This window comes from Acinetobacter towneri DSM 14962 = CIP 107472 (assembly GCF_000368785.1).
Lineage (GTDB): Bacteria > Pseudomonadota > Gammaproteobacteria > Pseudomonadales > Moraxellaceae > Acinetobacter > Acinetobacter towneri.
In genome coordinates this window covers 400,198-423,510 of sequence record NZ_KB849690.1, presented here as the reverse complement: position 1 = coordinate 423,510, position 23,313 = coordinate 400,198, and the positions used below count along the sequence as shown (strand labels likewise).

Genomic DNA, 23,313 nt, shown 5'->3' with positions numbered 1-23,313 from the left:
AACCAGCAACTTTTCGCTGCTGGTTCTATTTGATTAAGATTCTAACATTGTTTTAAGGTTGATTCGGCTCAGAAACACCTTTTTGTAACATGGCATAGTCTTGCAACACCTGCGCTGCTTCAATCACAAAAGCTTCTTCCTCAGGTAAAGCAGGGCGTTGTGCCGCTTTCATTTTGGCACGCGCTTCTGCCAAAGCATCAATAGATGCCTGATAGCTTTCCCAATTAGCAAATGGTTTCAAACCTGTTTCCTGACGGCGTTTGTTTTCCGCAGTCAGCGTTTGTTGCTCCAAAGCTAACAACTCTGCTCTGCGTTGTTCAATATCTAACACAATGCTTTTGCGATCTTCAGTTTGTTTGGCAATTTGCTTACGTTGTTCCAAATATTGAAATTGTGGATCAAGCGTGACACGTTGCTGTGACAATTGACCCAACTTGGTGATGTACGGCTGTACTGAACCTTCACGCTTAAATGGCGCAGTTGGAATGGTATCCCACTTCAAGGCATTTTTAGCTTTACGCTCACCAAACTCCTCATTGTAAATATCCACCAGTTTAATATCTGGAATCACACCTTTGTTTTGGGTACTTCCACCTGTAATACGGTAGAACTTACGTTGAGTTAAGGTCGCCTGCCCATAAGCTAAGGTGTCTAGTTGTACCTGCGCTGTACCTTTACCTGTGGTGGTGCTACCAATCACAATCCCGCGCTGATAGTCCTGAATTGCAGCAGAGTAAATTTCACTGGCCGAAGCAGAAGCAAGGTTAATCATCACTGCCAATGGGCCTGCATAAGTCTGTGCACCACCATCGTCATCTTCAAATACGCTCACGTTGCCATTGCCATCACGAATTTGCACCACAGGGCCTGATTTGATTACTTGCCCAAGCATACGTGCCACTTCTTCCAATGAACCGCCAGGGTTGTTACGCAAATCGACAATAATCCCTGCGACATTTTTGGCCGCCAAACTTTTCAGGGCATTGTTGGTATCCTCCGACACCGAGCGATATTCATTACCTGCACGACGCGCACGGTAATTCAAATAAAACGATGGAATTTCAATCACACCATAGGTATAAGTTTGACCATCACGTTTGATGTCAATCGTTCGTGAGCGAACTCCCGCATCTTCTTCCTGAATCACATCACGCACAATGGTCACATTACGCGCCTGATTCATCGCCGCACCCGCACCCAACAAACGCACAGTGACTTTGGTGCCACGTTTACCGCGAATCAGCCCCACAATTTCATTGCTCGGCCAACCCACAACATCCACCATTTTTTCGCCATCTTGCGCCACACCAATAATGCGGTCACCCGATTTCACCTGCCCTGTTTTACTGGCAGGGCCACCTTCAACAATGGTTTCAATTTTAGTGTAGTCTTCATTGCCTCGTTCAGGACGAATCGACACCCCAATCCCTTCAAGCTGCAAAGTCGTTTGACGATTCAGCTCCATCGCATCAACAGGTGGGAAATAATTGCTGTGCGGATCATAAGTCAGCATCATCGCATTCAAAGTTTTATCCAGCACGTCATCGCTCTTTAAACGATCCATTCGCTCTAACTGGCGGGTATAACGCTTGGTTAAAGTCTGCACTGGAGTCAAATCTTCTGGACTTGCCAAATCCTGACCATTGGTCAATTCAGGGTTATCTTTAATGGCTTTTTGTTTTGCCAATTCTTCTTCTTTGCTAATGGTCAGGTTAATGAGCTGCGACACCAGCATTTTTTGCCAATGTGTACGCATTTCTGCTTCAGTATTAAAGAATGGTGCTTTTTCCCGATCTGTCTCAATCGTAACATTTGGCTGTTTTAAATTTTGTGGTTTTTTCAGCTCTGCCAACATGAAATGATAAAACTGTTTTAAGCGTTCACGATACTGTGCATGAATTTGATACGGCCCCGCCAAATTGCCTGCTTTTAATGAAGCGCCAAATGTTGCTGCATATTGTTTGCGGTATTGCTCAACTTCTTTAGCCAAAAACAAAGTATGGTCTGGGTCTAAACTGTCGATATAAAAATCAAAAATGCGCTGCGACGTTGCGGCATCTAAACGCTGATTTAAATAATGCTGACGATCGACCAAGGTCGCCAATTGACGCGAAACCAAAGCTTGTTCCTGCGTCGGCACAATACTGTTAGCAACGACAGCGGTATTATTGGCTGCAATTGCCTCGTTAATGGCGTGAGAAAAGAAAAAACCGCCAGTTGCTATTGCAACCGCACAAGCGATGGTTTGAAGTTTCATAAAAATATTTACGTCCTTGGTTTTTGACCAATCTCTGCTTTTCACAATGAATTGAGCAGATTCAAAATCTTATACAACTTAATTTGGGTCTGTCGTGTAGTTTTATCATAATCTGTGCTGTCAAAATGTAGCAAATCATTGCAGAATTCAGGTATTGTTTTTTTATTGATAAAAATCGAATACGGACACCCAATATGATTGGCGCATTGATGCTCGACATCGCTGGCACAGAACTTACTCAAGAAGATATTGAACTATTAAGCGCTCCGCAAGTCGGTGGAGTCATTTTATTTGCCCGAAATATCCAATCTCCTGCGCAAGTACGCGCCTTGACCGACCACATGCGTCAGGTGCGCCCTGATATTTTAATTGCAGTCGATCAAGAAGGCGGACGCGTACAACGCTTAAAACAAGGTTTTACCCTATTACCTGCTATGGGTAGATTTGGCGAGTTATACCAAAACGAACCTGAACGTGCCTTAGATTTAGCCGAAGAATGTGGCTGGTTGATGGCCACCGAAGTATTAGCCGTAGGCATTGATTTTAGTTTTGCACCCGTTTTAGATTTAAATGACATCAGTGATGTCATTGGAGATCGTGCTTTTGCTGCGCGTCCTGTCGATATTATTGCTTTGGCAGATGCTTTTTTACGTGGAATGCATCGTGCAGGAATGGCAACCACAGGCAAACACTTTCCTGGACATGGATCGGTTAAAGCAGACTCTCACGTTGCTGCCGCGATAGATTCACGTTCTTTTGCCGAAATTCAACAACAGGATATGCAAACCTTTATCCAACTGCAAAATCAACTGGATGCGCTCATGCCTGCGCATGTCATTTATGATCAGGTCGATCCGAACCCTGCAGGTTTTTCTGAGTTTTGGTTACAGCAAGTGCTTCGCAAAGACTTGGGCTATGATGGTGTACTCTTTTCGGATGATTTAAGCATGCAGGCGGCTTGTGTAGCAGGCGATGCCGATGCACGTATTCATGCAGCTTTGCTTGCAGGCTGTGACATGGGATTGGTCTGCAACAACCGTGCTGCACAACGATTGGCTTTAAATGCGATTGCCGATTTACCCTTGCCGAATCAGGCACGTTTAGAACGCATGCGCGGTAAAATCCCTGAGCTTAGTGCAGAGTTTAGCATTGCTGAAGTTTTAGACTTGGGTGATGAATGGCGAAGCGTCCGTGATCGTATCTTGGTATTTAAAGAACAAAGTGCCGCGCTACTGGCAGCACAAACTAGTCACGACCCGACCAATTATTCAAGTACCACTAAAAACGCTGCGACTTGAGATCACCACAAACTAACTAGGGTCTGTTGACAATTCGTCTATGTTTGCGACGTGAGAGATATATCTCGCAAGATTTTTTAGCTGATATAAGGCATGGGACAGGAAATTTAGTCATTCTAAATGACTGGCACATAACGCAATAGCAGCAAAAAATATGCTCGTCCTGAAAGGCTGTGGCTAAAACTTTCTCAGATTGCGTTATGGAACTTGAAAATAGGTCCACTATTCCCTGCGTTTTATGCCTGATCTGCTCAGTTTTAGCCTACAGCGCAAGCCATTTATGAAATGTCAACAGACCCTATACGCCTTCACTTTTTCACAGCATTTATACGACAAAGGAACACGACAGCTTATTCCTTTTTGATTATGATAAACTTATTCTATTTTGAGTATATGCCTGACACCGCAGCTTGAGTGTCAAAGCATGCCTAAAAAGACAACGACCACCATACAAACAATTAAGGTCTATACGAAAATGACAAAAACATTGCTGAACAGCAAAATCACGACAGAAAAAAGGACTGAAATGCACAACTCGGATGCCAAGCCAACTCGCTCAGACACGACTGCATTGTCCAAACATCGGCATATTTCTTTTACCGCACATTATACGGGATATATCTGGTATCAAAGGGGGATTTCACATCCTGTATTTGCGACCCGAAAAGGCAAGTTTTTAGCCAAATTGGTACATCCTTTAGAAAACTGGGCAGAACGTCATGTGGGCGGCAGTATGCGCAGCACCCTCAAACAACGTCACCAAATGATTGATGCACACTTAACCGCACTGATTCAGCAACATCCGCAATTACAAGTGCTCGAAATTGCATCTGGGCTGTCACCACGCAGCTGGAACTTTCGACAAAAATATCCTGAACTGAATTACCGTGAACTGGATTTGCCTGATATGGCGCAAATTAAAACTCAAGCGTTACGACAAATTGACCACGACGCACCTGAAGTTCTCACCGCCGATATTTTTAGTGAATCCTTTCAACAGGCCTTTGAATATTTTGATCACTCGCAGCCCTTAGTAATTATTAGTGAAGGTTTAATTAACTACTTCAGCAAAGACATGCTACAACAGCTGTTAAATGGCATGTGTAACTACACCCAAGACTTTCCAGAACTGCATTATTTAACCGATATTTACCCTGAACCCGTCAAAAACAAGCTCGCCAATTTTATTTGGAACTGCAGCCGATTATTGAAATTTATGTCACGCAGTGCTTTCACCTTTCACTTTCAATCTCCGCAGGAATTAACTCAGTTTTTTCAAAATGCAGGTTTTGAGCAAGTGCAGCTACAACAACCACAACTGTATTTTTCCAACAGCTCTTTAGAAAAAACAACCGCAGAACATTTAGGCGATTTAGTCTGGATGGTTCATGCCTACAAAAAAAATAGCGTGGTTTAACACGCTATTTTGATTCTATTTTCTTTGGATAATTTTAAACCAAGCACTGATTTTATCTACTAACGGGCATATTCCAAATTTTGTGCAGCCGCTTTTTGACGTTCCACATAACGCAACAAACGCTCTGCCACCTCAAAACTACCATGCTTAAATAATGCGCGTAGTTGCTGCCCTTGGCTTTCAAAAATTAAACATTCAATGCTAAAACTGCCTTCCTCATCCTGTAATTCTAAGGCCATATCTCGTTCAAACTGTGCTGCTTGTGCCGCCAACGCAGCATTTTCAAAATCAAGCAATACACCAAAGAAGTTTAAATCGACAATGTGCGTGGCAATTTTCAAATCAGAATGACGATACTGCAAATGACTTTGCGGATTTTGCACCCGAATACGCGCTTCTCCACGGCGTTCCATCGTCAATAGTTGCGCACGTGTCATTGGAATAATGCCATCTAAGTCCTGAATAGATTCATCGCTTAAAAAGGTCGCAAATAAATTCATGGTTTCTTTACGGCGCTGTAATTGCGGCACATGATCTGCATTGGCAATCATGGCAAATTCCATGTTCGGGCACTGTAAGGCAAAATTGGCATTTTCATGCGGCAAGGTAAAACTGTCATATTGCCCACACGCCACCAAAACCTTACATTGCGGAATAGGCACATTGGTTAACCGCAATAAACGGTTGCAGTTCACATCGTAGCGATCTTGCTCTGTAGCGGTAAAGTCGGCCATTTGTCGGTAAAACAAACGCTTTGCAGTCGGTGACATACGAGTTTGTTCCATTTTGGCATGATTGACCAAGTATAAAATCACCGCCTGACCAAATTCATCCATGCGCTGCTCTTTCATTAAATGCAGTGATTCTTCAAGCAACATGCGCCAACTTTTACGGGTCTTTTGCATAACCCCCATTAAAATCATGCGATCAATCAATTCAGGACGCTGATCTGCTAGACACGATGCCACCACCGAACCCAATGACATGCCCATGACGGATACTTTATCTAAGCCGACAATATCCAGCCAATCACCCAACATCTGACCTAAATCATGCAGTTCTAGCGTTCCTGCCGACTCACCTGTTTCCACATTGGTCATTTGCTGATTGGCGCCCATAGATGGCATATCAATTAAAATGATTGGCCCTGCACGAAAAAGCTGCTCGACACAATATTTATATGAATTAAAGTTTTGGAATGCACCACCAATAATCACAATTGGAGTTAAATGTGCGGTTTCTGGCTGAGCAATTGCCATGTATTCCACTTTCCAGCCGTTGATCCAAGTGGTACGAGCGGGTTGTTTAAAGCTGTGTTTATCGTAAATATCAAAAAAACAGACATGCGAACTTGCGTCCTGTACATCCGTGTCCATCTGGATCATGGAATTCATATTCCTTACCTCCATGCGCATTTTATTTTTATTGTGCAAGTGTTCGTCATTGAACGATTACCCACTTATCTGAATTAAAGGGGCATCCTGCTTATTGTTGTGAATGACATCAATGTCGTTATCGCATCATTCTATACAGGTGCTGATTTTATACGCAACATTTTCTATGACCGCTCATCTACTTTTAAATCATAAAGCATTTCAAAATATTAATTTTTGTGATGAAAGCATTGAAAAATATGAAAAGATTGAACAATTTAGTCGATTTTCCGCTGAGACGCTTCATTGTGCAGGCACAGACTGTTAATATCGAGTTGAAATTTCTAAGTGATCAAACCGCTATGCAAGAGTCTATTGAACAATATATGCAAACGGTAGGACAACAAGCACGCCAAGCCTCTCGTGTCTTAGCAAGCGCTTCTACCCAATCTAAAAACAATGCGTTATCGGCTATTTATACGGCATTGGAAAATAGCGAGTCCGCTATTTTAGCTGCCAACCAAATTGATATGACCAAAGGTCGTAACAACAACTTGGATAGCGCACTGCTTGATCGCTTAGAACTTAATCCCGCACGCTTTAAAGGCATGTTACAAGGTCTGAAAGATGTGATTGGTCTCATGGATCCAATTGGTGAAATTACCGATATGGCTTACCGTCCATCTGGTATTCAATTGGGCAAAATGCGTGTACCGCTAGGTGTGGTGGGCATGATTTACGAATCACGTCCAAACGTAACCCTTGAAGCTGCGTCTTTGGCATTAAAATCAGGCAATGCGATTATTTTACGTGGTGGTTCTGAAGCACTGGAATCTAACCAAGCGATTGCTGCCGCGATTCAACACGGCTTAAAAGCATCAGGCTTGCCAGAAACATCGGTGCAAGTGATTAACACCTCAAACCGTGCTGCCGTTGGGCAATTAATTACCATGTCTGAATATGTAGATGTAATTGTGCCACGTGGCGGTAAAAGTCTGATTGAACGCATCAGCAATGAAGCGCGTATTCCAGTGATTAAACATTTGGATGGTAACTGTCACGTATTTGTAGAAGCACAGGCCGATTTACAAAAAGCCCTGCCTATTGCCCTGAATGCAAAAACTCACCGTTATGGCGTCTGTAATGCCATGGAAACATTGTTGGTCGATGAGGCTGTTGCCGCACAATTCTTGCCACGTATTGCCGAGCTATATGCAGAAAAACAAGTCGAATTACGCGGCTGTCCTGCAACCCAAAAGATTTTGGGTACAAGTGTTAAAACAGCAACCGAAGAAGATTGGTACACCGAATATTTAGGCCCAATTTTGGCAGTTAAAGTGGTTTCAGGAATTGATGAGGCAATTGAACATATCAATAAATATGGTTCACATCATACTGATGCCATTATTACTGAAAACTTTAGTTTGGCGCGTCAATTCTTGGCTGCGGTAGATTCTAGTTCAGTCATGATTAACGCTTCTACACGCTTTGCTGATGGTTTTGAATATGGTTTAGGTGCTGAAATTGGAATCTCTACCGATAAAATTCATACCCGTGGCCCTGTCGGTTTGGAAGGTTTAACCTCACAAAAATGGATCGTGTTTGGCGATGGTCAAATCCGCCAATAAAATCCATCTGTAATTTTGCAATATCCAAATATAATGTTCAGTTTCACAGGAAGCTGAACATTATTCCCTTCTATTTTTTAGACATTGTTTTAAGACACAGTTCCACTACACATTTCTGCCTCACGCTCACTTAAAATAAAAACACCATCAAGATTAGAAAAATCATCAAAAAGAGTGGCGATGCTTATGTTTTATTATTTGATTATTAGTACCTTTGCTTTAGCACTGTTGGTGTCGTTCATTGTCATGCGTCTGTTTTCCAGCTCCATCAATGCAATTTTGGCGCGTATCATCCACGACCCAATTCATGAAGCATGGGCAAAGTACACCAAATTTGCAGGCATGGTGGTCGGCACATCTTCAGGCATTCGTATTTACGATATGGAAAAATACATTACCCCACTCACCTATGCCGAAAATGACAAAAGAATTGTGATTGAACTGACGCAAGAACGCTGGGTATTGGAAATTTACCGCACCATTATTGAAACCTTACAAGGCTTGGCGTGGATGATGTTGGTGTTTTTTATGGTGGCACTGATTGCTTATGTGATTGTCCGTTGGTCGGAAATTAAATACGCTGCCAAATCAAAATAAACCGACAAAGATTGAGGAAATAATTTAAAACAGTTTGCCACTCGCCTGCAGAATGAAGTGTGCTATGTTAAGAGAATACAACAGGAATTAAGCAGAAATTTTAGACCATCATTTCATGAAAAAATGAAAGTTTCGGGCTGATAAATTTTAATTATTTCTGATTTCATGGTCGATAATGCTTAAGTCTAATCTCCTAAAGTCTATCTAGGAGCAATAAAAAACCCATGATAAAACATACGTAATGATCAAGATTGCAACACAATAGATTGCCGTTTGCCATATCTTGCAATGCAGCTTGATTGACTAGGGATAACTTCAATTAGAATTCGGGTACATAAAAGTGACTACATCAGTATTAGTGATTAACTGCGGATCTTCTTCTATCAAATATGCGCTTGTATCTGAAAGCGTTGGAGATCGTATCTTTGGTTTGGCAGAAAATCTAGGTTCTGCTGATGCGCGCATTAAAGGCATTACCGCAGGTGGTGAGCCGCTCGAACTTTCTATTCCACATGCTGACCATGAAAAAGCATTGGAAACTATTCTTGGTCGCTTATCTCAATATAAGCCTCAAGCCATTGGTCACCGCGTTGTACACGGCGGTACTTTGACCAAAGCAGAATTATTAACAGAAGAAATTGTTCAACGTATTCGTGAAGCAACTCCGCTTGCTCCGTTACATAACCCAGCACACTTGGTGGGTATTGAAGCAACGATGCGTTTGTTCCCAGAGCTTCCGCAAGTGGCTGTATTTGATACTGCATTCCACCAAACTATGCCTGCACACGCTTACCGTTACGCAGTACCTAAATTCTTATATACCGACCACAACGTACGTCGTTATGGCTTCCACGGTACAAGCCATGCTTATGTTTCAGAGCGTGGTTCAGAATTGGCTGGCAGCTTTAAACAAGGTGGCTGGTTAACAGCTCACTTGGGTAACGGTAGCTCAACTTGTGCGATCTGGAATGGTCAAAGTGTAGATACTTCTATGGGCTTAACCCCACTTGAAGGTTTGGTGATGGGTACCCGTAGTGGTGATGTAGATCCAAGCTTACACAGCTTCCTTGCAAGCAACTTGGGTTGGGACATCTACAAAATTGACAAAATGCTGAATAGCCAAAGTGGTTTACTCGGCTTGTCAGGTTTATCGAACGACATGCGTACTTTAATTGAAGCATCTGAACAAGGCAATGAAGATGCAACGCTTGCCATTGAAGTATTCTGCTACCGTTTAGCTAAATCTTTAGCTGCGCTTAGCTGTGGTTTACCACGCTTAGACGGCTTGTTCTTCACTGGTGGTATTGGCGAAAACTCTGCTTATATCCGTGAAAAAACAGTATCTTACTTACCACACTTCGGTTTCAACTTCAGCAAAGAGCGTAACGACAACCTAAAACGTGGTACTGAAGGTCGTATCGATGCTGGTACAGGCCCACAAATTTGGGTTGTACCAACTGACGAAGAAGGCCGTATTGCGAAAGAAACTGCGCAAGTTGCAGAGGAGCTAAAGTCAGCTGCAAAAAAGTCTGAATGTGACGCTGCGATTGCTTAAGCAATCGTAGTGCTCAGCCACTTTCAATCAGTCCCTTTACGATTTAGAAAAAATTATGAAAACAATACTTTTGGTTCCTACAGAAATTGGTGTTGGTTTAACATCAGCATGTTTAGGTTTAATTTACGCTTTGGAATGCCAAGGCGTAAAAGCAGGTTTCTTAAAGCCTTTTTCACAAGAATTACAACCTGAAGCAGACCGCACAACTGCGTTGTATCGTCACCTGTTCAAGCATGAAACAGTTGAGCCGATTTCTTATACTGCGCTGACTGAGCGTTTAAAAAATGATGAAAATGACGAATTGCTTGAAGATGCAGTTCGTTTACATCGTGAAATTTCTAAACATCACGATATCATTATTGTAGAAGGCGTGTTGCCAAACGGACGTGATCCATTTGCAACTGAATTGAATGCAAATTTGGCTAAAGCACTTGATGCAAAAGTCATTATTGTCAGCAATGCCGACATCAACAATGCTGTTAAAACAGCGTCAAAAGTAGACAATCAATTACGTTTCTTTGGTGGTGCAACTTGTGAGCGTACTGCGGGCGTATTGTTTATGCGTACCAAAGGTTTACCAGAAGATTCTGCACAAATTCCTGTTACGCTTGATCCAAACTTACGTTTAATTAGCGACACCAACCAGTTTGTCAGCAAAATTCAAACTACACATCCAATGATTGGTAAAGATTGCATGCCAGTGATTGGCTTGGTGCCATTCAGCAATACTTTAAGTGTGCCACGCATGTCGGACTTGGCTGCACACATTTCTGCAGAATGGATTAACCAAGGTGAAGCAGCGCAGCGCCGTGTATTACACAGCAGCTTAATTGCATCGAATATTGAACACGAAATGCATAAATTCGTTGCAGGCGAGCTGATTATCAGTGGTTCTGACCGTGTCGATGTATTGCTTGCCAGTAGCTTAGCCAGCAGCAATGGTATTCCACTTGCAGGTTTGGTGTTAACTGAACATCAAGCACCAAGCGCACAAGCTTTAGAGTTCTGCCAAGCAGCAATGAAAAATGGCTTGCCAATTTTACATACTAAATTGAGCACCTTTGAAACTGCACAACAGTTATTAAACCTGAGCAACGAAATTCCTGTAGATGATACTGAGCGTGCAGAACAAGTTACCCGCTTTGTGGCCAGTCACATCAATGCAGAATGGTTAACCCAATTAATCAGCGATACGCATAAACCACGTTTATCGCCTTCTGCGTTCCGCCATGAATTGGTGCAAAAATCTATTGCAGCGAAAAAACGTATCGTGCTTCCAGAGGGTGATGAGCCACGTACCGTTCAAGCTGCAGCGATTTGTCAATCACGTGGTATTGCCCACTGCGTATTATTGGCAAAACCAGAAGCGGTAGTCGATGTTGCCAAAGCACGCGGTATTGAGCTTCCACACGACTTAGAAATCATTGATCCTGACTTGATTCGTGAAAACTATGTCGAAAAAATGGTTGCGATGCGTAAAGGCAAACTTACTGACGATCAAGCACGTGAACAGCTGCAAGACACTGTCGTATTAGGTACGATGATGTTAGCACTTGATCAGGTTGATGGTTTGGTGTCTGGTGCTGTGCATACTACAGCCAATACAGTTCGTCCCGCATTCCAGCTCATTAAAACTGCACCTGATTATTCATTGGTATCTTCAGTATTCTTTATGCTGTTACCAGATGAAGTATATGTGTACGGTGACTGTGCGATTAACCCAGACCCAGATGCTGAACAATTGGCTGAAATTGCGATTCAATCTGCTGACTCTGCAAAAGCGTTTGGTATTGACCCACGTATTGCCATGATTTCTTACTCAACTGGTACTTCGGGTGCAGGTGCTGACGTAGAAAAAGTAGCGAAAGCGACTGAAATTGCGAAACAACGTCGTCCTGACTTACTGATTGATGGCCCATTACAGTACGATGCAGCATCGGTTGAAAGTGTTGGTCGCTCTAAAGCACCAAACTCTCAAGTTGCAGGTCGCGCCAATGTGTTCATTTTCCCTGACTTGAACACAGGTAACACGACGTATAAAGCAGTACAGCGTTCTGCTAACGTGGTGAGTGTTGGCCCAATGCTACAAGGCTTGAACAAGCCAGTGAATGACTTGTCACGTGGTGCATTGGTAGATGACATTGTGTTCACGATTGCATTGACTGCGATTCAGGCAGAGCAACAAGCAGCTCAATAATTCGTAAAGTTAAGTTTTACAAACCACCTGATTGAAAAATTGGGTGGTTTTTTTATTCCACACTGTAGATTCACAGATCACTACAAAAATTGATTAGCTCCATCCAATCTATTTTTAAAACCTCTGCACCAACCACACCGTATGCCCTGCACAGTCCTGATCTTCCGCGAGCATTTTCACAACTTTAAAGCCATAATCTTTTAACAATTGCCGATATTCATCCTGCGACAAACTGGCGTGATAAAGTGCTTCACCAAACATTTCCCCAATCGCCTCACCCGCAGCAGGTCCACTGCTAAACATTAAAACTGTATTGGCGGTAGACCATTGCGCAAATTTCTCGAACATGCAGCGCTGATCGTTTGGCGTTAAATGAAAAAAGCTATCCCACGCCAAAATACCATCAAAGCACCGATTCAAGTTCACTGAGCGCATATCGGCTTCAATCCAGCACTGTTCAGGAAAATGTTCACGTGCCATCTCCAGCATGCTGTCTGCGCTATCTACTCCTGTAAGTTGATGCCCATGCTGTAATAGATATGCAGCAATAGGACGCCCCGAACCACAGCCCAAATCTAATATTTTGGCCTGCGCAGGCAAATAAGCAAGAAAACGATCCAGCCAAGTTTTTTCATATAACAACTGACCGCGCAAGTCTGTCCACGCTTTTGCATGCCGTTGATAAATGGGGATAATCTGAGCAGCTAAATGCGTGTGATCATTCATATTTACCCCAAACATCATTCCAAAGAAGTCTTTGAACATAGCTGAATTTGCACCAACAAAACAGCAAAATCATGGCCCGTTTTGACGACATAATTTTATGGATATTTCACAAATTCTCTCAAGCTAACGACTGATATTAAACTTTCGCCCAAAGCTTGATCAAAGTGCCCACAATCGCTGCATTTTATCTTATAATTTAGCCCGCTAGCTATCCGCCCGCTCAAGAGATTTTTGATATGACAACTATTATCAAGCAAGATGACTTGATCACTTCGATCAAAGACGCGCTTCAGTTCATTTCCTACTATCATCCACAAGACTTCATCCAAGCGATGAGCCGTGCTTATGATCGTGAAGAAAACAAAGCTGCGAAAGATGCGATTGCACAGATCTTAATTAACTCACGTATGTGTGCAGAAGGTCATCGTCCAATCTGTCAAGATACTGGTATCGTAAACGTATTCCTTGAAGTGGGTTTAGACGTTAAATTTGATTTAACGATGAGCTTGGACGATGCAATCAACGAAGGTGTACGTCAAGGTTACCTAGAAAACTCAAACGTACTTCGTGCATCGGTATTGGCTGATCCTGCATTTGGTCGTAAAAACACCAAAGACAACACCCCTGCAGTAATTCACTACAAACTCGTTCCGGGTAACAAAGTAGATATTACAGTTGCTGCCAAAGGTGGCGGTTCAGAAAACAAATCTAAATTGGCGATGTTGAACCCATCTGACTCAATTGTAGATTGGGTACTTAAAACTGTTCCAACTATGGGTGCAGGCTGGTGTCCACCGGGTATGCTCGGTATTGGTATTGGTGGTACTGCTGAAAAAGCCATGATGCTTGCAAAAGAAGCACTTATGGAAGAAATCAACATGGACGAATTATTACGTCGCGGTCCACAAAACAAAATGGAAGAACTCCGTATCGAGATCTTCGAGAAAGTGAATGCTCTTGGTATTGGCGCACAAGGTTTGGGCGGCTTAACGACGGTTCTTGATATTAAAATTAAAGACTACCCTTGCCACGCTGCAGGCAAACCAGTGGGTATGATTCCAAACTGTGCTGCAACTCGTCACGCACACTTCCAGTTAGATGGTTCAGGTGTAGCCCATATTCAAGCACCTAAACTTGAAGACTACCCAGAAGTAACTTGGGATTCTTCTAAATCTAAACGTGTAGATTTAGACAACATTACTCAAGAAGAAATGAACTCTTGGCAGCCGGGCGATACGTTGTTATTAAACGGTACGATTTACACAGGTCGTGATGCTGCACATAAGCGCATGGTCGACATGATCAACAATGGTGAAGAATTACCAGTCGACTTAAAAGGCAAATTCATTTACTACGTTGGCCCTGTCGATCCTGTTGGTGATGAGGTCGTTGGCCCTGCAGGTCCAACAACGGCAACCCGTATGGACAAATTCACCCGCCAAGTCTTAGAACACACTGGTTTGTTCGGTATGATTGGTAAGGCAGATCGTGGTCCTGCAGCCATTGAAGCGATCAAAGACCACAAAGCGACTTACCTCATGGCAGTAGGTGGTGCAGCTTACCTCGTATCTAAAGCAGTACGTGAAGCAGAAGTGGTTGCTTTTGAAGACTTAGGTATGGAAGCGATCTACAAATTCAAAGTGGAAGATATGCCTGTGTCTGTTGCAGTTGATGTCAACGGTACATCGATCCACGCGATTGCACCAAAAATCTGGCAAGCTAAAATTGGCAAAATTCCTGTTGTAGATGCAGCAGCAGAATAATATTCCAATTTAGCAATAAGCCAAACCAAAAAGCACCCAAATTTAGGGTGCTTTTTTATGCGTGTTAGAAATGAATGAAAGCGATGCGCGAGATAAAGATACAAGCCTTTACCACGTTCTCGGATCCCACAATTTAAAGGGTTGGGTTAAATGTACATCTTCTGCAGGGTCATATTTTTCATGCTTGATTTTTTGTGGCTTTTTACGCAACTTGCCTGTGGTTTGATCTTCCGCGACAAAGTTATAGCTTTCTGTTTTTAGTTGAGTAAATGCAATTTCCTGTTGTGCCGTACTTGCAGGCATGAGCATTAAAGGCCCAGAAACTTCTTTGCGAGTACTTAGGTTTTCTTCATCATACTTAATAAAATACGACTGCCCTGCCTGCACCTGAAAATCCAAATACTTCGGTTTTTGGAAATGTAATGCCCCCAAAGGACGGCTCACACTCAGACGATACGCACCTGGTGCCAGTTCAACCCAGTAATAATGATTGTGCAATAAACTTGGAATCCGATGTTTGTTGATAAACATACTAGCCGCGACAATTTCCTGTCTATTCCATTTAGAATCTGGACGATATAAATACACGATGGCAGCATCGGCATGTTGTGCCTGAACAGGTTTAAAATTTTGCCCTAGTTTTTGATTGACCCAACCACCAATGGTCATCATGCCCAAACGGTGTTGTTCTACAAAACCAGGTTTTTGTTCTAAATCTAAAACTTTTAAGGTACTAGGTGGTTGCGTTTGTTGCACCACGTTTTTTTTGCCATGACATCCCAGCAACATTAAACTGGTCACGACCAAGATTGCGACACCACGCATGTCTATCCCTCACTGCGTTTCTTATTTTTGTAAATCACGTTTTTGAAATCACGCTGCAAATTCATTTTGCAATTGTTGTTTTGAATAATGGGCATCCACGCCTAGGTCTAAGATTAACACTGCCTTGATTTTTTTGACAATAAAAAACGTGCCGAAACCTAGCGTTTCGGCACGTTTCAGACGAATAGCGTATTAAGCAGTTTTGCTGTCTAATACTTTTAAGTCAATTTTTTCTGCTGCAGGTTCTTCTGTTTGAGGCTGACGTTCGGTCTGAAATTCAGGTTTAGCACCTTCTTCAATCACCGCTTCAGTCACTACCACTGTGCCAACATCGGTACGGCTTGGCAAGTCGTACATGGTTTCGAGCAAGGCATTTTCCAGAATTGAACGCAAACCACGCGCACCTGTATTACGTTCAAGGGCTTTTTTCGCCACTGCACGTAATGCTGCATCTTCAAAGACTAAATCGACATTTTCCATCTCGAATAAGTATTGATATTGACGGGTTAAGGCATTTTTCGGCTCGGTCAGAATTTGCATCAATGCATCTTCATCTAGCTCGTCTAGCGTTGCAATTACAGGCAAACGACCAATGAACTCTGGAATTAAGCCAAATTTCACCAAATCGGTTGCTTCTACCTGACGAAATAAATCAGACAATTTCTTGCCTTCATCTTTTTTCTTCACGTCTGCCGTAAAACCAATGCCGCCTTTTTCTTGGCGTTGCTGCACAATTTTCTCTAAACCAGAGAATGCGCCACCGCAAATAAACAAGATATTTGAAGTATCAATTTGAATGAATTCTTGCTGCGGATGCTTACGTCCACCTTGAGGCGGAATAGAAGCCACCGTGCCTTCAATCATTTTGAGCAAGGCTTGCTGAACACCTTCACCAGACACATCACGAGTAATTGATGGGTTTTCAGACTTACGCGTGATCTTGTCAATTTCATCAATGTAGATAATGCCTTTTTGTGCTTTTTCTACATCGTAATCGGCTTTTTGCAACAGCTTTTGCACGATGTTTTCGACATCTTCACCCACATAACCCGCTTCGGTTAAAGTCGTGGCATCTGCCATTGCAAAAGGCACATCTAATAGACGTGCTAAGGTCTGTGCAAGTAAGGTTTTACCCGAACCCGTTGGACCTACCAACATGATGTTACTTTTTGAGATTTCGACAGCATCGCCTGCTTTATGCGCCTGATTGCTCACTTTTAGGCGTTTGTAATGGTTATATACTGCAACCGATAAGGTTTTTTTCGCAGTATCTTGACCAATTACATACTGATCAAGCGCAGCACGAATTTCATGTGGTTTTGGCAATGGACGTGTTGCCCAATCACCCGACTCAACTTGTTGACTGGTCTGAACCAAGTCTAAGCATACGTCCACACATTCATTACAGATGTATGCGTCCTCGCCTGCAATCAGCTTCCCGACTTCAGACTGCGTTTTACCGCAAAATGAACAATGTTTTTGTCCCTGAGGATGTTCGGACATAGTCACTCCAATATCTCAATCTTTAAAACTTATGGACGTTTTGTTAAAACTTCATCCACAAGACCGTATTCCTTCGCTGCCTGCGCAGTCATGAAGTTGTCACGGTCGGTATCTCTTGCGACAGTTTCATAGTCCTGACCACTATGTTCTGCCATTAAACGGTTCAAACGCTCTTTAATGAATAGAATTTCACGCGCATGAATTTCAATATCTGATGCCTGACCACGGAAACCACCCAATGGTTGGTGAATCATAACGCGGGCATTCTCAAGACAGTAACGCTTACCTTTTGCGCCTGCATTTAACAGGAATGCACCCATAGATGCTGCTTGTCCCATACAGTAAGTCACGACGTCTGGTTTAATAAATTGCATGGTATCGTAAATTGCCATACCTGCAGTCACTGAACCACCTGGTGAGTTAATGTAAAGGTGAATATCTTTATCTGGGTTCTCAGCTTCTAAAAACAACATCTGCGCCACAATTAAGTTGGCCATATTATCTTCGACTTCACCCGTTAAGAAAATGACACGTTCACGTAAAAGACGTGAATAAATATCAAAAGAACGCTCACCACGAGATGATTGTTCGACCACCATGGGTACTAAAGCATTTTCAATTGTTGGAACATACATAATGGTTATTTATTCCTAAATTCTTGTGACACGACTCATGTTCACAATATGAGGGATAATTGTCTAAATTGCAAAATATTCACGGCTTAAATCGTAGATATTTTGAGTTAAATGCGATCAATCTCTGAAAAACTGAAAACCGCGATGCAATAAAAAAGGCGCACGAAGCGCCTTTTTGTATCAAAGCAAATTAGCCTTGTTGACGAGCTTGCTGCTCTTTCAATAAGTCTTCATAGCTTACAGTTGTATCTGTAACTTTTGCAGAAGCTAAGATGTGATCTACAACCTGGTCTTCTAAAACAACAGCTTCAATTTGTGAACGTTGTTGTTTGTCGTTTTTGAAGTATTCAATCACTTCGCTTGGATCTTCATAAGAAGAAGCCATGTCTTCGATGTAAGCATCTACACGCGCTTGATCTACTTCAAGTTTAGCATTTTCTAATACTTTGCTAACCAATACGCCAAGTTTTACAGATTTTTCAGCTTGTTCTTTGAACAATTCATCTGGAAGCATGCTTGAGTCAAATGCTTTTGCACCTTGCGCACCAAACTGCTGTGTGAATTGCTGAATCATTTGTTGACGTTGACGGTCAATTTCTTGAGCAACCATTGCAGACGGAATTTCAACTTCGTTTGCCGCAACGAGTGCATCAAAAGTTGCACCTTTTACTTGGTTACGTAAACCGTTTTTCACTTCACGTTCCATGTTTTTACGAACGTCAGCTTTTAACTTTTCTACGCCTTCTTCTTCAGAAATACCGAAGATTTGTAGGAATTCAGCATCAATTTCTGGAAGTTTTTGCTTTTCAACCAGCTTCAATGTGATTTTGAATTGTGCTGCTTTACCTGCAAGGTTCGCTGCTTGGTAGTCTTCAGGGAAAGTTACATCAATCACTTTCTCTTCGCCTTTTTTCATGCCCACGATACCATCTTCAAAACCAGGAATCATGCGACCAGAACCAAGTACCAGTTTAAAGTCTTCAGCTTCACCGCCTTCAAACTTCTCGCCATCTACAGTGCCTTCAAAGTCAAAAGTCACTTGCATGTCTTTTTTCGCCATGCCTTTGGTTTCAACCCAAGAAGCACGTTGCTTTTGAAGGTTTTCAAGCATTTGTTCAACATCGCTATCATTTACTTCAGAAGACTTGCGTTCAACTTCCAAACCGTCAAATTTCACTTCAACTTCTGGATAAACTTCAACAGTCGCTTCATATACTAAAGCGTCGTCTTTCATTTCAGTTTTTTCGATGTTTGGCATACCCACAGCATTGATTTTTTCTTGTTGGATTGCTTCAAACACGGTGTCACGAATAATGTCGTTGACCACTTCTTGATAAATACCCGCACCGTATTCACGACGAACAACGTTTAGAGGCACTTTACCTGGACGGAAGCCGTTGATCTTCACAGTTTTGGCAGTGCGTTTCAAGCGAGCTTCAAACTGCTCGTTAATACGGCTCGTCGGTACAGATACATTTAAACGACGGGCAACGCCCGAAACCGCTTCAGAAGTTACTTGCATGGCTTCCTCGATATAGTTAGTAATAACAGTTTATAAAAAAGTGCCACATTATATGACAACATTAAAGGATATACAAAATACGTTCTGATCTCGACTGAATTTTTTTAATCGGAGCGCTATTTTCTGTAAATTTTCAACTTTGTGTATATTTCTTGTTGTAAATAAGAATCCTTATCATTATTATTAGCCAACTCCTTCATGAATGATTCTAATTACCATATAGGTCTAAATTAGGATCATTGATTCATATTAGAGATATAATTTTATGGCTAAGTTCAACCTACACCCGCTGTGTCTTGCATTACTTGGGGCAACCTCTACTGCTGTTTTCGCAAATACCTCTACCGATGCGACTTCAACCCACCAACTTTCCACAATTGTGGTTTCAGCGGCAGGTTTTGAACAAGAGCTAAAAAATGCACCCGCATCTATAAGTATAGTCAGTAAAGAAGATATTGAGAAAAAAAATGCGACCAGCATTGCAGACTTACTGGCAGATGTTCCTGGTATCGATATACGTTCTGGTGTCGGTAAAACCTCTGGTCTAAATATAAAAATGCGTGGTCTTGGAAATGATTACAGCTTAATTTTAATTGATGGTCGTCGTCAAACTACCTCTTCAGATGTTACCCCAAATGGTTTTGGAGAAACATCAAACGGATTTTTACCCCCACTGGCTGCAATCGAAAGAATTGAAGTGATTCGTGGACCTATGGCTACTCGCTATGGCTCAGAAGCGATGGGTGGTGTGATCAATATCATTACCAAAAAAGTGTCTGATGAGTGGAATGGGAATGTCACTGTCAGCGGTAATGTCATGGAAAGTAATGCCGAAGCAGACTCATGGAAAACCAGTTTTGTCGTCAATGGACCACTGATCAATGACCGTTTAGGTTTGCAACTACGTGGCAGCTATTTAGACCGTCAACGTTCAGAGCGTATTCAGGGTTCAACAGGTCGTGACCCACGCCCAAGCAAAGCTGATAATTATGATATCGGTGCAAAATTAGACTTTAAACTTGATGATCAAAACTCTTTTTGGATCGATGGTTTTTCATCAACTCAAAAATATGACAATTCAGATCAACGTTTGGGTAACTTCATTTCTCGTGGCGGTATTGCAGGATATGAAGATGAACTTGAGTTTAATCGTATTCAAATTGCTGCAGGTCATGATGGACAATATAACTTCGGTTTGTGGAAAACTTATATCAGTCAGAATACAACTGAGACTAAAGGACGCACCATTCCAACGGATGCATTTCCAGCACTTGCAGGACAACCCCGCAAATTAGAAAATACTGATTTAGTCTTTGACTCACATTTAGTCACTCCAATTGCGAACCACAAACTCACTATTGGCACCGAATATAAAGACACTACTATTGCAGATGATATCGCAGGCATTGGTAAAGAATTTACTCAAGATACTTGGTCACTGTATGCTGAAGATGAATGGCAATTAAGAGATAACCTTTATTTTACCTTTGGTGGACGCTTTGAGGATCACAGTGGTTTTGGTGGACAGTTTAGCCCGCGCGCATATTTAGTATGGAATACAACTGATGACTTAACGATTAAAGGAGGCGTCAGCACAGGCTATAAAACTCCATCAGCCAAAGATTTGTATAACGGTATCAATGGTTATAGTGGACAAGGTGCAACACCAAGTCTCGGAAATCCTGATCTAGATCCAGAAACTTCAGTCAACTATGAACTTGGTTTTAATTATCAACCGACTGATGCTTTAAATTTAACGGCAACAGCATTCTTCAACCAAGTTGAAGATAAAATTATTTCTAAAACATTTAGCTGTCAAACCAATAACTGTTCTAACTTCAGCAACAAAGTTACCTCTTTTAGTAAAAGCTTTAATGCTGATGAAGCAGAAATTTACGGATTAGAAACTTCATTGCAGTACCAAATTATCCCAGAATGGGATATCAAAGCCTCCTACACCTTTACAGAATCAGAAATCACCAAAGGTGATGATAAAGGGTATGCTTTAGAATCAACTGCTAAACATTTACTTAACTTGACTTCAACTTGGCATATTAATGATGCATTTGATATTTGGTTACAACATGAGTACCAATCTGGTCGCCCTCGCTTTACTGCCAAACCAACAGATGCCGGCTCACAAAGCATTGAAGTACAAACAAATAATGAGTTCTCTGGGTATAACCTCTTTAACTTAGGCACAAGCTATCAATTTAACGATCACATTCGTATTAATGCTGCGGTAAACAACTTACTAGATAAAGACTTTACCCAAAATATGGATTACATCGATATCAATGGTGATACACAACAGGCATATAAATATCTATCTATCGGACGCAGTTCTGAAGGTACATATTTAGCAGGTCGTAACTACTGGCTCTCTGTTTCTTATGACTTCTAAGTCTTAAAACTTCATCTCAAACCCTGCTTCGGCAGGGTTTTCTGTCTTTACTCCCAAGCCTTTCACGTTCACATCGTTTTATTAAATAAAAATATTGATAATGATTATTATTTTCAAATAAGAATTAGAAAAAAGTGCCGTTCCGCACATTGTTGTTGATAATGATTCTCAATACAATTAGCAACAATTGTTATAGACGTCATAACAACAACTTCACACTTTATTCATTTTGAACTAAAAACGCTGAATAAAGCGTGGCCTCCTGTTGGTTTACATTTAGGGAAATACCATAAATGGCACAGATCAAAAGCCGCAAACACAATCGCTCTGCGCAACTGATGGCTTTAGCCGCCTCTCTTCCACTACTTGCACATGCCGCAAGCCCTGAAGATGACGTCACCCACTTACCCACCATTACGGTTAAATCAGAAGCCGAAAGCAAATACAAGGCAGACCGTTTAAGTTCTGCAAAATATACACAGCCGTTGTTGGATACCCCACAAACAATTTCTGTGATTAAAAAAGAAATGCTACAAGAACAAGGCGCAACGTCCTTAGTTGAAGCCTTACGCAATACACCAGGCATTACTCTACAATTGGGAGAAAATGGCAATACTAGTGCTGGCGATGCCTTTCAAATGCGTGGTTTTTCCACCCAAACCTCGACCTATGTTGATGGTGTCCGAGATTTAGGCGCAATTGTCAACGGCAATTTAAAACTGACCCCTTTTACCTTAAAAACAGCAAAGTAAAATTGACCCCTTTGATGATTTATTAAGACTCAATTTGTGGTTGAATTCCTACTCTCTTTTTATCTTTTAGACGATAACTTTCCCCAGATATTTGTACAACATGACAATGATGTAATAAACGATCCAACATTGCTGCTGTCAAAGTAACATCATCTGCGAATGATTTAGACCACTGGCTAAATGGTAAATTACTGGTCAAAATCGTACTGCCTTTTTCATAGCGCTTGGCAATAACATTAAAAAATAAATTTGCTTCTTCACGACCAAATGGTAAATATCCTATTTCATCGATAATCAATAACTTTGGAGCAAGTACAACACGTTGCATGTAGTTTTTTAATTTACCTTGTTGATAAGCTAGGCTAAGTTGCAACATTAAATCAGCTGCAGTAATAAACTTAGTCTTAATATTATTCATAATTGCCTTATAGCCTAAAGCCATTGATAGATGTGTTTTCCCAACACCACTTGCACCAATAAATACAACATTTTCAGCTCTTGGAATAAAGCTTAAATTAAATAGTTCAAGCAACTGCGACTTTGGAGCACCTAAAGCATAATTAAAATCATAAGCCTCCAACGTTTTGATTTGAGTAAGACCTGAAAGTTGTAAAAGAATCTGTTGACTACGTTGCTGCTTGGCTGTGTATTCATGTAATAGCATAGCTTCAACGAAATCTGCATAATTGCCATCCTTTGCTAAGGTTTGTTGTGCATGATGTGACCATTGTGATGCCACTGTTTGTAGACCAAGCTGACGGCAAAGCTGTTCAATACGCTCATACTGTAAATTCATTAAGAAACCTCCAGTAATTCATCATAGATTGATAAGGGGTGTTGAACACTCTCATGAGGTATGAG

At 41.7% G+C, this 23,313-nt stretch carries 16 protein-coding genes and 1 pseudogene; 9 read left to right on the top strand and 8 right to left on the bottom strand.

The window, feature by feature from the left end:
* Nucleotides 1-52 precede the first annotated feature (52 nt).
* Nucleotides 53-2,257: a carboxy terminal-processing peptidase gene (locus F947_RS09325; RefSeq protein ID WP_004974881.1), complete on the bottom strand. Its 2,205-nt coding sequence runs from the start codon at nt 2,255-2,257 to the stop codon at nt 53-55.
* A 194-nt stretch (nt 2,258-2,451) separates the two neighbouring features.
* On the opposite strand from F947_RS09325, the gene nagZ reads away from it, so the two are divergent.
* Nucleotides 2,452-3,555, top strand: a complete 1,104-nt coding sequence (nagZ, locus tag F947_RS09320; protein ID WP_004974880.1) for a beta-N-acetylhexosaminidase — start codon at nt 2,452-2,454, stop codon at nt 3,553-3,555.
* A gap of 526 nt (nt 3,556-4,081) precedes the next feature.
* Nucleotides 4,082-4,972 (top strand): class I SAM-dependent methyltransferase, encoded by an 891-nt coding sequence (locus F947_RS09315; protein WP_004974878.1) that lies wholly within the window; start codon nt 4,082-4,084, stop codon nt 4,970-4,972.
* A gap of 59 nt (nt 4,973-5,031) precedes the next feature.
* On the opposite strand, the gene F947_RS09310 is transcribed toward F947_RS09315, so the two are convergent.
* Complete coding sequence (locus F947_RS09310) at nt 5,032-6,366, bottom strand: alpha/beta fold hydrolase (RefSeq protein WP_004974874.1); 1,335 nt, start codon at nt 6,364-6,366, stop codon at nt 5,032-5,034.
* A gap of 341 nt (nt 6,367-6,707) precedes the next feature.
* Between F947_RS09310 and F947_RS09305 the strand changes: the two genes are divergently transcribed.
* The 4 genes from F947_RS09305 (at nt 6,708) to pta (ending at nt 12,322) form a co-directional block, all read left to right on the top strand.
* Nucleotides 6,708-7,973: a glutamate-5-semialdehyde dehydrogenase gene (locus tag F947_RS09305; RefSeq protein WP_026438427.1), complete on the top strand. Its 1,266-nt coding sequence runs from the start codon at nt 6,708-6,710 to the stop codon at nt 7,971-7,973.
* Between the two features lie 186 nt (nt 7,974-8,159).
* Nucleotides 8,160-8,570 (top strand): hypothetical protein, encoded by a 411-nt coding sequence (locus F947_RS09300; protein ID WP_026438428.1) that lies wholly within the window; start codon nt 8,160-8,162, stop codon nt 8,568-8,570.
* A gap of 340 nt (nt 8,571-8,910) precedes the next feature.
* Nucleotides 8,911-10,125, top strand: a complete 1,215-nt coding sequence (locus F947_RS09295) for an acetate/propionate family kinase (protein ID WP_004974866.1) — start codon at nt 8,911-8,913, stop codon at nt 10,123-10,125.
* A 55-nt stretch (nt 10,126-10,180) separates the two neighbouring features.
* A complete protein-coding gene (gene pta / locus F947_RS09290) occupies nt 10,181-12,322 on the top strand; it encodes a phosphate acetyltransferase (RefSeq protein WP_004974865.1) in 2,142 nt (713 codons plus the stop codon).
* Between the two features lie 114 nt (nt 12,323-12,436).
* Here pta and F947_RS09285 read toward each other — a convergent pair whose 3' ends face one another.
* Nucleotides 12,437-13,048, bottom strand: coding sequence for a class I SAM-dependent DNA methyltransferase (locus F947_RS09285; RefSeq protein WP_026438429.1), 612 nt, complete (start codon nt 13,046-13,048; stop codon nt 12,437-12,439).
* A 236-nt stretch (nt 13,049-13,284) separates the two neighbouring features.
* Between F947_RS09285 and F947_RS09280 the strand changes: the two genes are divergently transcribed.
* Complete coding sequence (locus F947_RS09280; protein WP_004974861.1) at nt 13,285-14,811, top strand: fumarate hydratase; 1,527 nt, start codon at nt 13,285-13,287, stop codon at nt 14,809-14,811.
* 108 nt (nt 14,812-14,919) lie between these two features.
* On the opposite strand, the gene F947_RS09275 is transcribed toward F947_RS09280, so the two are convergent.
* The 4 genes from F947_RS09275 to tig form a co-directional block, all read right to left on the bottom strand.
* The gene (locus F947_RS09275) at nt 14,920-15,636 is read right to left on the bottom strand and encodes a DUF2846 domain-containing protein (protein WP_004974859.1); all 717 of its coding nucleotides are present in this window, start codon (nt 15,634-15,636) and stop codon (nt 14,920-14,922) included.
* 192 nt (nt 15,637-15,828) lie between these two features.
* A complete protein-coding gene (clpX, locus tag F947_RS09270) occupies nt 15,829-17,139 on the bottom strand; it encodes an ATP-dependent protease ATP-binding subunit ClpX (RefSeq protein WP_004974856.1) in 1,311 nt (436 codons plus the stop codon).
* Between the two features lie 29 nt (nt 17,140-17,168).
* Nucleotides 17,169-17,774 (bottom strand): ATP-dependent Clp endopeptidase proteolytic subunit ClpP, encoded by a 606-nt coding sequence (gene clpP / locus F947_RS09265; protein WP_004974855.1) that lies wholly within the window; start codon nt 17,772-17,774, stop codon nt 17,169-17,171.
* A gap of 190 nt (nt 17,775-17,964) precedes the next feature.
* Nucleotides 17,965-19,296 (bottom strand): trigger factor, encoded by a 1,332-nt coding sequence (gene tig / locus F947_RS09260; RefSeq protein WP_004974853.1) that lies wholly within the window; start codon nt 19,294-19,296, stop codon nt 17,965-17,967.
* Between the two features lie 265 nt (nt 19,297-19,561).
* Between tig and F947_RS09255 the strand changes: the two genes are divergently transcribed.
* Nucleotides 19,562-21,700, top strand: a complete 2,139-nt coding sequence (locus F947_RS09255) for a TonB-dependent receptor domain-containing protein (RefSeq protein ID WP_004974851.1) — start codon at nt 19,562-19,564, stop codon at nt 21,698-21,700.
* A 293-nt stretch (nt 21,701-21,993) separates the two neighbouring features.
* A pseudogene (locus F947_RS09250) lies at nt 21,994-22,401 on the top strand (TonB-dependent receptor plug domain-containing protein); the annotation flags it as partial.
* A 73-nt stretch (nt 22,402-22,474) separates the two neighbouring features.
* Here F947_RS09250 and istB read toward each other — a convergent pair.
* A complete protein-coding gene (istB, locus tag F947_RS09245) occupies nt 22,475-23,248 on the bottom strand; it encodes an IS21-like element ISEc57 family helper ATPase IstB (RefSeq protein WP_004972895.1) in 774 nt (257 codons plus the stop codon).
* Nucleotides 23,249-23,313: the final 65 nt, after the last annotated feature.

Coding starts and splice junctions, on each gene's coding strand:
- F947_RS09325 (WP_004974881.1), bottom strand. CDS start 2,257: ATGAAACTTCAAACCATCGCTTGTGCGGTTGCAATAGCAACTGGCGGT.
- nagZ (WP_004974880.1), top strand. CDS start 2,452: ATGATTGGCGCATTGATGCTCGACATCGCTGGCACAGAACTTACTCAA.
- F947_RS09315 (WP_004974878.1), top strand. CDS start 4,082: ATGCACAACTCGGATGCCAAGCCAACTCGCTCAGACACGACTGCATTG.
- F947_RS09310 (WP_004974874.1), bottom strand. CDS start 6,366: ATGAATTCCATGATCCAGATGGACACGGATGTACAGGACGCAAGTTCG.
- F947_RS09305 (WP_026438427.1), top strand. CDS start 6,708: ATGCAAGAGTCTATTGAACAATATATGCAAACGGTAGGACAACAAGCA.
- F947_RS09300 (WP_026438428.1), top strand. CDS start 8,160: ATGTTTTATTATTTGATTATTAGTACCTTTGCTTTAGCACTGTTGGTG.
- pta (WP_004974865.1), top strand. CDS start 10,181: ATGAAAACAATACTTTTGGTTCCTACAGAAATTGGTGTTGGTTTAACA.
- F947_RS09285 (WP_026438429.1), bottom strand. CDS start 13,048: ATGAATGATCACACGCATTTAGCTGCTCAGATTATCCCCATTTATCAA.
- F947_RS09280 (WP_004974861.1), top strand. CDS start 13,285: ATGACAACTATTATCAAGCAAGATGACTTGATCACTTCGATCAAAGAC.
- F947_RS09275 (WP_004974859.1), bottom strand. CDS start 15,636: ATGCGTGGTGTCGCAATCTTGGTCGTGACCAGTTTAATGTTGCTGGGA.
- clpX (WP_004974856.1), bottom strand. CDS start 17,139: ATGTCCGAACATCCTCAGGGACAAAAACATTGTTCATTTTGCGGTAAA.
- clpP (WP_004974855.1), bottom strand. CDS start 17,774: ATGTATGTTCCAACAATTGAAAATGCTTTAGTACCCATGGTGGTCGAA.
- tig (WP_004974853.1), bottom strand. CDS start 19,296: ATGCAAGTAACTTCTGAAGCGGTTTCGGGCGTTGCCCGTCGTTTAAAT.
- F947_RS09255 (WP_004974851.1), top strand. CDS start 19,562: ATGGCTAAGTTCAACCTACACCCGCTGTGTCTTGCATTACTTGGGGCA.
- istB (WP_004972895.1), bottom strand. CDS start 23,248: ATGAATTTACAGTATGAGCGTATTGAACAGCTTTGCCGTCAGCTTGGT.